We start from the raw sequence: 14,010 nt of genomic DNA, 5'->3' as shown, positions 1-14,010 counted from the left end.
TATAAAGATAAGATAATTTATCCATATTCCAAAATGAATTAAGTCTATCTCAGGTCATTTCTATAGGTTCATTACCTATTTAGCTACGTTATACAATAGATAAGCAAATATACATCTACTGTCTTGCTATGGAATCGGGGACTGACAGATCAATTGATCGTAGTTCCGCGAACAATCAAACCCAGTCCAGCAATAATTGTTCCGGCAGTCAGAATGATAGCGCCGGTATAACTTTCAAAACTCGCGATCATTGCTGTTCCAAGTGGAGGCATTGCCAATGCAGCGATGCCAGCAGGAATATTAAATATACCGACAATGGCGGTGTCGTTTTCGGGGTCATAGATGCTCATAAGCAGTGGAACATACAATGTTGCAGTTCCACCTAATCCAATACCCATTAAGATTACTGCAAGAGCAAACGAAAGAGGATGTGAAATAAGTAGCAACATAGCACCAGCAGCAGCACTAAGAAGTGAAAAAACAAACGCGCGACGAGACCCAATTCTGTCAGCGGCAACGCCACTTCCTAATCTGGAAACAATACTCACTCCTGCGATTGATCCAAACGCCAAAGATGCAGCCGATCTGGTAAGTCCTTCCGCCTCAAATAGGTCGACAGCATATCCGGCGAAGATTTGATACCATCCAAATGAAAGTCCGATCCCAATAAAGAGCAATTGGAAGGTACGAGTCCGCGCTACATTTTTAACCCATTGTATTGGAGAAATGCTTGTGATCGACTGTTCAGTCCATGACGGACGGCGGCACACAAGTCCAGCAAGGGCAAAGGTTGCTGCAGTGATAGAAATAAGGAGAAAGAATCCTTCAGCAACTCCGAAGGTGCTAAATGAGAATTGCCATATCCATGGTAGGATAGCCATTCCAGTGCCATTACCTACAAATATAATACCAATCGCCGTGCCAGAGTGGATGTCGAACCATCGTGGCACAATTGATACAAGAAGCACAAATACCGTGCCAAGCGTCCATCCAAGAAGTCCAAATACCAAAGCAATGCCAGCATATGAATCGATGAAAAACAATCCTGGAGCAAGGATAGCAGTCACAGCAGCAGCGGCTAATATTAATGGGCGGATTCGTACTCTTGTCGAGAGAATACCAACAATACCTGAACCAATAAAAAGTCCAAATAGCATCAGGGAAAATACAGCAGAGAGGTCTATTGCTGGGATGCCAAACTCTTGACTAAGTGGTTCACGGAAAACACCATACGAGAAGGGTGTGCCAAATGTAAAAACCATCGCAACTGCTCCTGTAGTTGCAACGAGCCAGCTCCGAGAACTATCCGGTTGTTCTGAAGCACGACTGAATCCCCAGAAGATGAAACCACCAGTAATTGCTAATAAGAACAAAAGGATAGCCCAGACATCAGCTATCGACATGGAGTGACTTAGGATAGACATTCAAACCCAACTAGTATGACCTACGTGGTATTTAGAAGACATATAAACAAAATACATCCGATATTTTACAGTCATTATGTCATAAAACTCCAGTAATAATATACTAAGTTCGCATTGGACTCGCCAAGATGACACGCAGTGCCGTCACGTTCTTGGGCGACCTTCTCCATTCCGTTGCGAAGCCAGCTAAAAAAAGGTGGAATAATAATCAGATTATTAATCTGCAACTGGAAGTTGGACGACAAAAACGGCCCCTTCTTGGCCACTATCTTCAACCCAGACGTGTCCATGTGAGTCTTCAATAATAGTATCAGCAAAGTAAAGTCCAATTCCAGTTCCGGAACTATCGAGTCCATGGGCCCCGTGACCGAATATCTCTTCTTTTCTTGAATCGGGGACTCCAGGACCATTATCGAGAATGCGAATTTCAACAACGTCATCGTCATATTTTCCCATGGTTACAGTGCCAGTAACAGTAACCTTAGGGGTGGATTTGTCATTATGTTGGACCGCATTTCTCAGAATATTACGAAAGACGGTATCAATCATCTCAGAGCCAATGACATCCTGACCAGGGATAGGATGCTCAATAGTTATTTCTGCATTTGGATACGTTGATGATACGGCATCACACTCCTGTTCGATGATAGTAGGTAAGGAAATAGTCTGTAACTCTGGATCAGACTCAAGCATCATCGCTGCCAAGTCACGTGCAGTGTTTGTAAGTGCGATGGAGTCGGAGGCAGCATCTGCAATAATACTACGGAACGTTTCTCCCTCCGGATCAACGTGATCGGTAAGTTCAGAAGTATATGCATCAATTAGCTGTAAATCATTTCGAATATCGTGCCGCATTACTTGATTAAGCAACTCAAGATTATTACGTTGCTCCTCTAATCGTTTAGCGTATGTTTCTTGTTTACTAATATCTCGGGCAATCGCAATGTATTGCACTTCACCCCCAATGTCAACAGAAGTGACCCAAACTTCGACAGGATACGTTGATTCGTCTGCACGTTTGTGTTCTCCGCGAAGAATCTGTCGGCCATCTACAGATTCATCCCAGATATTTAGTAATTCATCTTCAGAGAGATTAACCTCGATGTCTCGTACATTCATCGAGCAAAGTTGATCGTATGAGTATCCCAGTTGCTCAGTTGCTCGTTGGTTAACTTCAACAATATCTCCGTCAGGAGTATGAATGATAATCGGATCTGGAGCTCCCTGAAATACGGTTTTGAACCGGCCAATCGGCTGAGCGAGTTCAATGCTAATTCGTTCAGCGAGAGTTTCAACGATTGTCTGTTGTATCTGCACGATTAGCTCAGGGCGAGGAGTGGTATCTGCAAAACAAAAAGTGCCATAAACAGTGTCATCAACTGTAATCTTGGCGCCAACATAGCAATGCAAGTTATATCGCTCAAAAGCTGGATCATCATTCCACCCTTCGTTTGTGGCGTCTTTGATGACAAGGCCTTCATCCAATTTAATTGTCTCACGGCAATAGGCCCGGGTTAGCATATCTGTTTTTCCGGGCTGCAGTAACTCATGGTCACCCGCTGCCGAGATAATCTCTTGTTGATCATCCTCAATTCGTGAAACGAATGCAATCGGGTAGTCTAGTCGCTCGGCAGCGGTCTCAACGGCACGGTCAAGGCGTTCATTAGTCGTGAGATCACTATTGGCGAATATCGACTGAAGATCGTGGAAAAGCCTGATAGACTGAACCAGCTCCCGATTAAAATCCGAAATGATTGATGAGTCGGGATGTGCTTCAATTTGTAGGCTGATTTTTCGGGCAAGGAGATCAGGATTTGACTGTAGCTCAGACCAGTAAACATAGTCCGTTGCCCCAGCCTCAAGAGCATCAGCCGCAAATTGTTGCTGTGATTGGTCGATGCCAAGATAGACGGGAACGTTTAGATTTGCAGTTTGAATGAAGGAGAAAGCTTCGAGTGGCACTGAAGTATCTGGATTGACAGAACAGAGAACAGCACCATGCTTGTCCTCAAGAATTCCAGTCACAGATTCAGCATCGTCAACGCATTCAATGGATAAGTCGTATTCCGAAAAGGCGGCGACAGTAGCATCAGAAACATCACGGCCAATCACAACCACCGTTGAAGAGCCCATAATATGAATGAGGGAAGCATACAATAAAAGCCTACATCAAGCCAATTACGATACAGTCTCAAGGTCTCCTAAATTTAGTCTGGGTCGATCCAAGATCTATTCGATCCATTTCCATGTCTGTATCTTGACGGTCAATAGGCGATATTCAGCAGTATTTCACGGTAAGTCCTTTGAGAAGTTGATTTAGAGAAATTTTACGATAAATGTTCTGTCTCCATGGTATCATGACTCTCGGAAGTGTTATACATGTATGCACCATACATTTGTTTACAATGGCAAACGGAACGGTTGATTTCTTCAACGATTCTGGCGGCTATGGATTTATCGAAACTGACGAAGCAGACGAAGACGTATTCTTCCACATGGAAGATATCGGAGGTCCTGATCTTGAAGAGGGTCAGGAGCTGGAGTTCGAAATTGAACAGGCTGAGAAAGGCCCCCGAGCGACGAACGTCGTCCGGAAATAACTGTACATTCTCCACACTGTGGAGAATTTAGTTTTACATTTATTGTACGCTGAGCGATTGCCTTGAATAAATAGTAACAGAAGGCATATTTTACTGAAACTTGTGCGGATGCAGGGGAGATGGACATTTCTACAGAGAACCCACGTCGAATGCCTCGGGGCTTGACTCTGCGGTATCTCACGGGTTAACTCGTCTGTGGCTCATCGAATTAGGGCCTGTTGATCACAAGTGACGTCTCGAATAATAATATTTATTACATTATTTGATAATTATTTTGGAATTTCCCATAATCGCAGTGCAGAATTATGATTAAATAGCGTTAACTCAGCTTAAACCAAGCTAGCTATTTGGCATATATAAGGAAAATAAGGTCTAACGTGAAAGTACAATGGGATCGACACCTACAGAATCGTCAGACTGTTCAGAAGTTGAAGTAAGCTCACGAAGACGGCAGTTCTTAGCAGCGGGAACAGCAGCCGCAATAGGATCTGCCGGAGTTGCCGGATGTATTGAGATGGATAGTTCGGATAACGGGAATGGAGATGATGGAAATGAAGATGAAGAAACTGGATTACTAGCGACTAGCGTCACGGATCAACCAACCGATATTGGTGATTTTGAGTCACTGGAAATAGCGATAGATAGTATTTATCTTTCACCTCGGCGGTCAATAGAAGACATCGCAGAGTTAGTGATCACATCATTTAATGATGTGTTCGTGTCGGACACAGCAGAGAGTATAGAGGTTACAGTTACTATTGACAATTATACTACGAATACGATCGAAGATGCAGAGTTCACGCTCACAATATCTGATGAGGATATCGAAGCGGTAGAAACCAGAACAATTGACTCAAATACGCAAGAGGAAATCACATTCTCAATTGAAGCAGATGATATTTCCTCGGGGACTTACGAGATGGAGATAGACGCCAATGGAGATGCAACTGGGGAAGCAACATTAGAAGTATTAGATAGTGAAGAAGAGGATCGGGTGGTCATAACTCGGGTTGATGATGTGGAAATAGAAGAAGAAGATTATGCTGATATTGATGTAGGATTGATTGATTTGCGGGCTAATACAGATGAACAAGTAGATATCGAATTACAGATTGATTGGAATGGAGTCAGCGAAACGAAGTCAGAAGATAATATAAGCACTACGACAGAGGAAACAGTCACGTTCGAGAACGTGCCTACCGATGATGAGTACGAGGATGGATTCAGTGAAACCGGAGAGTACGAAATAACCGCAATGATTGAGGAAGTTGAGGAAACAGCAACACTTTCTGTTGTTGAGGAGCTTGAGGGCCCAGAAGAGGAAGAGGGGCGAACAAAGTATGAATTTGACGAGGAGCAAATTGTTGATTTAACGGAATTAGCTGGAGAAGGCGAAACACAACTTATAGATGATGATCGAGAAATTCCAGTTGGGCGATATAATTATCTCAAACTCAACGCAGAAGTAGAAAATGCAACATTAGCAGAAAACCGGGATACAGGGTCATCTCCAGAAAATCCGACCGGAACACAAGAATCTGACGATCCAGATGTCAGAATTCCAGGAAATGCCCCGGTTACGTTCAACAAACACTTCGAGATTCGGAGTTCATATCGAACGAGATTTACAGCTGACATGGCCCCAATACGGACAGGGCCGCCACGGACCACGAGGTATATAATTCGTCCGGTGGCCACTGGGATTGAAGTTACTTACGAAGAAATTGAAGAGAATGAAAATGATGAGGATGATGAAGATGATGATGATAACAATAGTGAGGAATAGTTGATACCTATAAGTAGATCCCCGTCAGTTGGGGAAGCCTACTAATTACTCAGTTGAAATATCTGAATCGGACTGGGTCAACCGGCGTAACTGGTCGGAGTACAGTCCAACACCAACTCCAAAAATAAACGACAACAGACTTGGGATAAACACCCACCAGAGATTTGGATGTTCGGTTCCTGCATGAAGGACAGTGTCAATCACCATTGTGAGTATTATTATTTACCAGGTTCGTAATAAGCATTCGTGTCGTGCTATTTTTGTGTACAATATATGCACACAGCAAGACTTGGATTTTACCATGCTCGATTTCTTCTGGGAGCAGATGTATAACAATAGGTTGTGTCTTGCCAGCATCCAAATAGACCGAGATCTCCGAATATAAAATACGGGTGATAAACAATCTCCAGATAATAGAATAGTGTTCACTGCTATTGATTTCCTTCACAGGACTGAAGTCGTGGGCGTTCGCCTTGCTACCGCTGTAAGCTGATTGTTCCGTTAGCGATTAGTAGTAGGATTGATATTCATGTCAGGCTCCATGCCAGAACGGCGGATAATTGTCGCATCTTTCTCAGGCGACTGGCCCTCAGTTGTGAGATAATCACCGGTGACCAGTCCATCTGCTCCTGCTTCAAACAGTTGATGTTGCTTATCATACGTGATATTAGCTTCACGGCCACCAGCAATACGTACATTAGCAGTCGGATGAAGAAGACGATATACGGCAATTGTCTTGAGTAGTTGTGATCGGGAGATCGCTGCTGTATCCTGCATCTGATCGCCTATTGGAGTTCCGGGGATTGGATTAAGAAGGTTAATTGGCAAAGATGAAACGCCTAAATTACGGAGGCTCAGAGCCGCATCAATGCGGTCAGCTGGGGATTCACCCATCCCCAGAATAACACCAGAGCATAGCTGCATACCAGCCTCTTTGGCGTTCTCAAGTGTATTCAGTCGGTCGTCAAATGTGTGAGTAGAAACAACCTCAGAGAAGTACCGTCGTGATGTCTCAAGGTTATGATTGTAGTGCTCAACCCCTTCATCAGCGAGTGTTTCGGCTTCGTCTTTGGTTAGTGTTCCAAGACTTGCATCAACGGCAAGATCAGTTTCACGGCGGACACGCCGGATGGCATCAATAATATGGGACCACTCTTCTGGGCGCTGTAGCTTATTTACTCCTCTACCAGCGATGACGATCCCAAACCGAGAGATACCATCGCGCTCTGCATTCTTTGCTGCCGTAAGAATGCGGTCAGGATCAAGCAGGTCATGGGTCTCAATATCCGTGTCAAAAGATGCAGACTGCGCACAAAACTGACAGTCTTCGGCGCATCCGCCGGATTTAGCATTGACAATACTACATGAGTTAACAGTATTATCTCCGTATCGTGACTGGACAATGTCCGCTGCTCTCATTAGTTTTTCAACCGGCTGTGAAATCAGTGATAACCCGTCAGCTCGATCTAGCTTGATCCCGGATAAGACACGCTCGACAGCGTCATCAATTGTCTGATTTCCAGTTTTGTCAACCATAATAGCCAAAATAGTTTACGGCATCAAAGTAGTTTTGATAAATGCGCCGTAACGACAGTATGGTGAACTGCCCCTGGCTACTCGCCGTCTTCGCCGACTCGTTGAGTCAGAAGCTTTCTGGTCGCATAAGCCACTCTGAAGACACCTCATCGGGGGGTTCCTCAGCTTCTTTGTGAAGTAGACCCCTTCAGGCACTAATTCAGTCAGTTCCTGACCTCCAATATAGTGACAGGATGATGTAGTCTAACCGCAGGGACGGTCCAGTATAAACTAGGCTCGTGAATAACATCTATTACAGCTTGGTGTCAACTGGCATGTAAATTAGCCGTGCTGATTAGGCTGAGCGGACGGCTGTATCTATACCTCCCTGCGATTCTCACCCCTGCAGTGCTCCTTGAAAATGGAGATGTAGCCTATAACGGTTAAAATAATACGCGAACAAATAGCTTCGCAAGTAGTTTTCCAATACCAGCCTCTGTCAATATTCTCTATAATATAATATTATCTACTATATAAATGTAATATTCTTATTAATTTTTTGCATATTTATTTTGTGTTTTTGTCGGTGAAAAGTTATTTTCCCCCATTTTCTGGATATTTTTTGATTAATCTACAACTTAAAAATTAATTTTTGTTTTATATTCATACTACCCCTGCGGTTATATCATATTTCCTATTATTTTTTAGTAGTATTATTAATTTTTTAAGACGGTAAAAGTACCGTCATAATTCGACCGAAACACTATGTTGTTTCCCTTGCAACATTCAGTATATGAATTCTTGTTGTAAAGTTGGTCGGGTGATTGAAGAATACAACTTACAGGATGCGGTGCAGGCAGACAGTGTTGATGAATATCTACTCAGACGATGGAACGGAACAGAAGATTACCCAGAGACAGGCCTACGACCACTTCGAGATTGGTTCAACAAAAAGATAATTGAAACGACCTATGAGGAACACGAGGTAAGCATTGTAGATTCTCGGCTTAAGTCAGATTACCAAACACTAGATAGCGGAGAAGAGCTTGAGCGACAAGGCTTACTCGATGAACTTGAAGCAAAGGGGATAGACAGCGAGGAACTAATAAGTAATCTAATATCAACATCAACATTATACCGACACCTAACGAATTGTTTGGAAGGAAATAAAGAGCGAGATGAGGCAAAAAGGTCAAACTGGCAAAAAGAGCGAGTAGAATATGTGGAGGATATCGTTGAAGAGAATATGCAAGAGATCATTTCATCGCTTGGTTCTGGGGATTCACTCTATAAAGCTGATGATATACCGATTAAGACGCAAATAATTGTAGAGTGTCCTGTATGCGGAACACAGTCTCGAATAGAAAAAGTCCTTCGTGATAAGGAGATCTGCTCAGAACATGCTATATTAACGGAAAGTAGCAAGAACAACCAGCAGTAATCAACGCAGACAGTAATATTATTTTGTGCGCGTGAGAAAATATTGGATATGTGGTTAGTTGACATTGAAAATATCGCTGGGATACAACAGGGTGTTGTGGAAATTTCTCCCGGAGTCAATGTTATTCAGGCGTCAAATTTCCAGGGAAAGTCTAGTTTATTGATGGCACTGCGAACAGTTACAGGTATTACGACGCTATCTGATGAATCACACCCGCTAACAGAAAGCAAGCAAGAGGGGAAAGTAACACTATCTACAGGAAGCAAAGAATATACGATTTCTCTTGGACGTGATGAAACAGAGACAGTGACGCTGTCGGGGCACCCTGTATTGTCCAGTGAACAAGATAAAATCTGCGCACAATTGTTTGGGTTCCTTGGTGAGAACAACCCGATTAGAAGCGCTGTTCGATCAAAGGACAATGATCGGTTGACAGAGCTATTGATTAAGCCACTGGATGTCGCCGATATTGATGAGAGGATTGAACAGCTACAGGATGAGCGGCAGGCAGTTGATACGAAAATTCGACGGCTAGAAGGATCCGTTGATGCAATTCCTGAGTTGCAAAAGGAGATCGCTGAGATTGAAAGTGATCTAAGTGAATTAACCAATAAAGAGCAGCAGCTTACACAACAGGTTGAGGAAGACCATGCACAGGAAGAGCTACGCGAAAAGATTACTAGCAAAGAATCAAGACTTGACTCGAAACAGCGACGCCTTAGTCGAATAAATAGAAAGATTTCAACATATACAGAGCAGATTAAGTCAAAACAACAGGAGTTGAATAAGATAGAGGTACCTACCGAAGAAGAAGTGAGTAAAGAACAGGTTCAAGAATATCAGGATCAGATTGACGAACTTGAACTACAGATATCACTTTTAGAGGAGTTATATCGATCAAACCGAGAGATCATTGATGAAGGGCAGGTCCACTTACTGTCGGAAATAGACCGGTCAATTACAGAAGATAGGTTTGAATGCTGGATCTGTGGGTCGGAAACAACAGAAAACAATGTAGATGGACGGTTAGAACAGATTCAGCAGAAGATAGATGAAATAAAGGCAAAGAAGGTTGAAGTTACAGAAGAAATTGAAGAGATTGAAAAAGCAAAGCAGCAGAGAGAACGTGTGATGAGAAAGCAGCAGCAACTTGAACAGGAAATAGAGGAATTAGAGTTTGAGCGGAGAGAACAACAGCAGCACAAAGACACCCTCCAGTCAGAAATTGAAAACCTCAAATTAGAGATAGAGGAATTAAAAGCGGAATATGAGAAAGAGCAGGATGAAATTCAGCAGGAATTAACACGTGTGCAACGAAAAATTGGTTCCCAAGAGCGAACTCTGACAGAGAAACAAGACCGGCTTGAGGGCCTAAGAAAACAAAAGAGGGAACTAGAAGAATTACAGAAAAAGCGAAGTAATATAGCCAGCCAGTTATCTGAATTACGGGGGAAAAAAGAGGCAAAAGAAACAGAATTGAAAGAACAGTTCGATAAAGCAATGGGAGAGATTATTGAACGGTTTGTTCCGGGATTTGATAACGCTCGGCTGAATCGAAAAGTAGACACACAAGGCAACACAAATCAATTTGAAATTATCGTTGCCCGTAACGGCCGGGAAACATCGTTAGATCGACTGAGTGAGGGAGAAGTAGAGCTAATTGGGATTGTGACTGCGCTGGCTGGTTACCGGACATTCAGTGTTAATGATCGAATTCCTATCATTGCACTTGATGGAATTGGGCAGCTTGCCGCAGAGCACATTAAACATCTTACAGAATATCTCACCACAGCAGCAGACGTAGTTATTACAACTGCATATCCTGAAGCCGGAGAATTCTCTGGAAACATTATTACTCCAGACAACTGGAAAACAGTCACTGCTTCCGCTGTCAAGTCCTCACAATAGATATTGTGAAACAGTATTACTACGTTTCAATTGGAGGTGACGGGATCAAAACTTGACTATTATTTGTTTGTGGTTTCAATATCTAGTTCAATAAGGTTGGCCGCATGCATGATCATTTCGGGGATTTCATCTCGATAATACTGACCACTAAATCGGCTTATGGGTGCAGAGAGACTGATTGCACCGACTGTATCCAAAGAGTCAGTGTCAATTGGAGCAGCAACAGCCCGTAGCCCATCAATTTCTTCTTCATCATTGAACGCGTATCCTCGTTCGCGGATTGTCTCAAGTTGATCGAGAAGTTCACTTTCAGAGGTGATTGTGTTTTCTGTTCGCTGAGGTAAGCCGCGTTCTGCAATTATCGATCGGATTCGTTCGGTAGGAAGTCGTGAGAGAATCGCCTTACCAGCTGCTGAATAATGTAAATAATCACGGCGCTGGAGATTTCGGATATGATAGGGTTCTCCAACTGCTTGATCTCCCTGTGATTTGAATAGATGAACTCCATATCCAAACTGTTCGGTCATCAAATGAGCAAACTCACCGGTATCTTCCGCGAGTCCGTTAACACGTTCTTTACCAGCAGTATAGAGGTCGCTTTGGTTTTTTACATATTCACCAAGTGTCACAAAGTGATAGCTCAGATGATAATCATCGCCACGTTTGACAACCAGCTGTTCGTCACGGAGGGTAGAAAGATGGCCGTGTACAGCTGCTTTTGATAGTTCCAAGTGATTGGCAAGTTCTGTGACACCAGCACCCTCCAAATCTCGTAGGGCCTCAAGAACATGAACAGCAGTTGAAACCGTGCTGAGCTTTCGACCAGTGTTATCTTTCATATGCGCAGCATGTTATGAGGGATTAAAGAAGTTTTGTCAGCTCAGGACTCTTTTGTTTACGCATATTAAACAGAATTTGTTTTATTCCTTACATTCAGTTTAGCCAGCTACTTTATACTCCCAAAAGCCTGACTGTCATGTAACAAAAAACGGTTATACCGTATTCATAATATCCACACACAGCAGCGAAATAAGGGAAGGTCAAGCATGTAAGAATACCAGTTTCAATTGTTACAACCGCCATCACAGAGGATATCATCACCAAGTTAGCCAGAATGATGTGTATTGTAGTCTAAAACATTGTAGTTGGTAGAGAGTCAAAGCCTGAAATAATCAGTTCGCTTCGCTTATAGAGACTAGGACAGTGATTGTAACATGTATTGGTGGTCCACTTAACGGAATACAGGGATCACTAAGCACACAGTTTTTTCAAGAGAATTTACGTCTGGTAAACGCAGTCAAATTCTTCGGCAGTACATGCCATGATACAGAACGTTGATATAATCATATGAATATGTATGCTATGCATGAAGATAGCAGTAATTGTTAGAGAGGTAAGTGTCGTTCCAGATAAATTCGAAATTACTGGAAATAAGATTGAAGAAAAGTATGTAGAGCACGAACTGAATGAATGGGACAACTACGCAGTCGAGGAAGCTGTGCAGATTAGTGAGCAGCAGGAAGGTACAGAAGTTGTGGTTATAACAATAGGCCCCGAGCGGACAGAGGAGATAATCCGAACGTGTCTTGCTAAAGGGGCGGACAGAGGTATACGAATTTGGGACGAGACGCTCGCAGAGATGGACTTCATTGATGTCGACGCCCGGACAAAGATACTTTCTGCAGGGCTGGCAGCAGAGGACCCCGACCTCATTCTAACAGGTGCACAAACAGGTGACGAAGAGTTGGGTGCAGTTGGGGTGCACTTAGCGACACGACTTAATTATGGATGGGCAGCGATTGTGAATCAAACACTGCTTGATGAAGATCAAATACGGGTACACCGAGAGTTAGAAGGTGGCATGATCGAAAAGACAGATATCGACTTACCGGCTGTGTTAACGATACAAACAGGCATAAACGAACCACGATACGCAAGCATTCGCGGGATTCGGGCAGCACAGCGAAAGACGCTTGACCTGAAGTCACTGGACGACCTCGGAATAAATGGTAAAGAACTTGGTTCGTGTATTGAGATTAAAGATGTATACATACCAGAAGTAGATGAGAAGGCAACACTTTGGAGTGGGGATCCAGAAGAGACTGCTGAACAGTTATCTGACTATCTCGTAGAAAATGAGGTTGTAAGCACATGAGTGACGTGTTGATCATCCCAGATCATCGTCAGGGGTCATTTCGTGAATCTTCACTCCGACTTGCTACTGCTGGACAACAACTAGCAGCAGAAACAGGAGGAGAGCTTCACGCAGCAGTTATCAATGGAGAGGCGGTGAAACTATCTAAAGAATTTCAGTGCGCAGGGATTGATACAATTTATGCAGTTACTGATGGTAGGCACTTCAATCACGATACATATGTGCATGCGATCCGTGAGATAGGAAAGCAATGTGACCCAAAGTATATTTTGACACCAAATTCGGTCAACGGGCTCGACTTTGCGCCGGCAGTTGCTAAAAAACTGAATATGCCGATATTGACGGACGTCATCAATTTTGCGTATGATGGAAAGCTAGCAGTAACTCGAGAGACACACGGGGCAAAAATCCAGACGAAGATGCGTATCAAAAGTGATCAAAGCGTCCTGACAATTCGGAGTTCTGAATGGGAAAAAGCAAGTAGAGGTGGTAATCCAACGGTGACATCAATGGACATCTCCCCTCCAGACGATGAAATATACAGTGCCGTGACAGGATTGAGATCCACGTCAAATGGGGACATAGACATCACTGATGCTGATTTTGTTGTTTCAGTTGGTCGTGGGATCGAAAGTAAAGAAAATATTGAGTTAATTAGAGAGTTTGCTGAATCAGCTGGTGCAACACTTGCAGCGTCTCGGCCGATTGTCGACAATGGATGGTTACCACCAAGTCGGCAGGTTGGTCAGTCAGGGAAAACTGTATCACCGAATGTTTATCTCGCTGTGGGAGTCTCAGGAGCAGTACAGCACGTCGCAGGGATACAAGATGCAAACACAATCATTGCGATAAATGAAGACCCTGAGGCGCCGATCTTTGATATTGCAGATTACGGCATCGTTGACGACCTTTTTGATGTCGTTCCTCAACTAACAAAGTCAGTCAAAGAGAACGTATAAGACACTAACCAGAGAGACGCACGGCTCTACAGGTGAAACGTATCAGAATCAACATCAGCGAAATTCGTTCTTTTTGATCTGTAGATAGGTGGTATCCTAAGTTTCCTATTGAGAAGTGGACATAAAAGATACAGCAAGATTTCAGTCAGTGAACTGCTCCGGGGTCAAGCCCCGAGGCACTCTGCCTGTTATCTCTGTAGATCACGGGGGGCTACGCTTTGA

11 protein-coding genes are annotated in these 14,010 nt (G+C 43.4%); 6 read left to right on the top strand and 5 right to left on the bottom strand.

All coding sequences use genetic code 11. The annotated features are described in order from the left end of the window. Positions 1 to 149: 149 nt before the first annotated feature. Both K0C01_RS05525 and K0C01_RS05520 read right to left on the bottom strand, forming a co-directional pair. A complete protein-coding gene (locus K0C01_RS05525) occupies positions 150 to 1,403 on the bottom strand; it encodes an MFS transporter (protein ID WP_255568411.1) in 1,254 nt (417 codons plus the stop codon). A 237-nt stretch (positions 1,404 to 1,640) separates the two neighbouring features. Next, on the bottom strand, positions 1,641 to 3,557 hold the full coding sequence (locus K0C01_RS05520) for an ATP-binding protein (RefSeq protein ID WP_221171027.1): 1,917 nt from the start codon (positions 3,555 to 3,557) through the stop codon (positions 1,641 to 1,643). A gap of 272 nt (positions 3,558 to 3,829) precedes the next feature. On the opposite strand from K0C01_RS05520, the gene K0C01_RS05515 reads away from it, so the two are divergent. Together K0C01_RS05515 and K0C01_RS05510 are read left to right on the top strand one after the other, a co-directional pair. Then, positions 3,830 to 4,024, top strand: a complete 195-nt coding sequence (locus K0C01_RS05515; protein WP_221171026.1) for a cold-shock protein — start codon at positions 3,830 to 3,832, stop codon at positions 4,022 to 4,024. 388 nt (positions 4,025 to 4,412) lie between these two features. Continuing rightward, positions 4,413 to 5,810, top strand: a complete 1,398-nt coding sequence (locus tag K0C01_RS05510; protein ID WP_221171025.1) for a hypothetical protein — start codon at positions 4,413 to 4,415, stop codon at positions 5,808 to 5,810. Positions 5,811 to 5,855: 45 nt separating this feature from the next. Here the strand turns inward: K0C01_RS05510 and K0C01_RS05505 are convergent, their stop codons facing one another. Together K0C01_RS05505 and bioB are read right to left on the bottom strand one after the other, a co-directional pair. Continuing rightward, on the bottom strand, positions 5,856 to 6,017 hold the full coding sequence (locus K0C01_RS05505; RefSeq protein ID WP_221171280.1) for a hypothetical protein: 162 nt from the start codon (positions 6,015 to 6,017) through the stop codon (positions 5,856 to 5,858). 294 nt (positions 6,018 to 6,311) lie between these two features. Continuing rightward, positions 6,312 to 7,346: a biotin synthase BioB gene (gene bioB, locus K0C01_RS05500; RefSeq protein WP_221171024.1), complete on the bottom strand. Its 1,035-nt coding sequence runs from the start codon at positions 7,344 to 7,346 to the stop codon at positions 6,312 to 6,314. Between the two features lie 772 nt (positions 7,347 to 8,118). Between bioB and rdfA the strand changes: the two genes are divergently transcribed. Next, positions 8,119 to 8,766: a rod-determining factor RdfA gene (gene rdfA, locus K0C01_RS05495; protein WP_221171023.1), complete on the top strand. Its 648-nt coding sequence runs from the start codon at positions 8,119 to 8,121 to the stop codon at positions 8,764 to 8,766. A 48-nt stretch (positions 8,767 to 8,814) separates the two neighbouring features. Next, positions 8,815 to 10,674 carry an archaea-specific SMC-related protein gene (locus K0C01_RS05490; protein WP_221171022.1) on the top strand — a complete coding sequence of 620 codons (1,860 nt, stop codon included), beginning with the start codon at positions 8,815 to 8,817 and terminating at the stop codon, positions 10,672 to 10,674. A gap of 59 nt (positions 10,675 to 10,733) precedes the next feature. Here K0C01_RS05490 and K0C01_RS05485 read toward each other — a convergent pair whose 3' ends face one another. Beyond that, entirely contained in the window at positions 10,734 to 11,513 is a 780-nt protein-coding gene (locus K0C01_RS05485) for an IclR family transcriptional regulator (RefSeq protein ID WP_221171021.1), read from the bottom strand. Positions 11,514 to 12,040: 527 nt separating this feature from the next. Between K0C01_RS05485 and K0C01_RS05480 the strand changes: the two genes are divergently transcribed. After that, positions 12,041 to 12,829, top strand: a complete 789-nt coding sequence (locus K0C01_RS05480; RefSeq protein WP_221171020.1) for an electron transfer flavoprotein subunit beta/FixA family protein — start codon at positions 12,041 to 12,043, stop codon at positions 12,827 to 12,829. Further along, positions 12,826 to 13,788 carry an electron transfer flavoprotein subunit alpha/FixB family protein gene (locus tag K0C01_RS05475; protein ID WP_221171019.1) on the top strand — a complete coding sequence of 321 codons (963 nt, stop codon included), beginning with the start codon at positions 12,826 to 12,828 and terminating at the stop codon, positions 13,786 to 13,788. The genes K0C01_RS05480 and K0C01_RS05475 overlap by 4 nt, the downstream gene beginning before the upstream one ends. Positions 13,789 to 14,010: the final 222 nt, after the last annotated feature.

The organism is Salinarchaeum sp. IM2453, from assembly GCF_019693215.1.
Lineage (GTDB): Archaea > Halobacteriota > Halobacteria > Halobacteriales > Salinarchaeaceae > IM2453.
Note: the sequence above shows the minus strand (reverse complement) of the source record. Positions and strands in the feature narration are given on the sequence as shown.

What these genes read in the sequence shown, in the direction of transcription:
- K0C01_RS05525 (WP_255568411.1), bottom strand. Translation starts at nt 1,403, where the DNA reads ATGTCGATAGCTGATGTCTGGGCTATCCTTTTGTTCTTATTAGCAATT.
- K0C01_RS05520 (WP_221171027.1), bottom strand. Translation starts at nt 3,557, where the DNA reads ATGGGCTCTTCAACGGTGGTTGTGATTGGCCGTGATGTTTCTGATGCT.
- K0C01_RS05515 (WP_221171026.1), top strand. Translation starts at nt 3,830, where the DNA reads ATGGCAAACGGAACGGTTGATTTCTTCAACGATTCTGGCGGCTATGGA.
- K0C01_RS05510 (WP_221171025.1), top strand. Translation starts at nt 4,413, where the DNA reads ATGGGATCGACACCTACAGAATCGTCAGACTGTTCAGAAGTTGAAGTA.
- K0C01_RS05505 (WP_221171280.1), bottom strand. Translation starts at nt 6,017, where the DNA reads ATGGTGATTGACACTGTCCTTCATGCAGGAACCGAACATCCAAATCTC.
- bioB (WP_221171024.1), bottom strand. Translation starts at nt 7,346, where the DNA reads ATGGTTGACAAAACTGGAAATCAGACAATTGATGACGCTGTCGAGCGT.
- rdfA (WP_221171023.1), top strand. Translation starts at nt 8,119, where the DNA reads ATGAATTCTTGTTGTAAAGTTGGTCGGGTGATTGAAGAATACAACTTA.
- K0C01_RS05490 (WP_221171022.1), top strand. Translation starts at nt 8,815, where the DNA reads ATGTGGTTAGTTGACATTGAAAATATCGCTGGGATACAACAGGGTGTT.
- K0C01_RS05485 (WP_221171021.1), bottom strand. Translation starts at nt 11,513, where the DNA reads ATGAAAGATAACACTGGTCGAAAGCTCAGCACGGTTTCAACTGCTGTT.
- K0C01_RS05480 (WP_221171020.1), top strand. Translation starts at nt 12,041, where the DNA reads ATGAAGATAGCAGTAATTGTTAGAGAGGTAAGTGTCGTTCCAGATAAA.
- K0C01_RS05475 (WP_221171019.1), top strand. Translation starts at nt 12,826, where the DNA reads ATGAGTGACGTGTTGATCATCCCAGATCATCGTCAGGGGTCATTTCGT.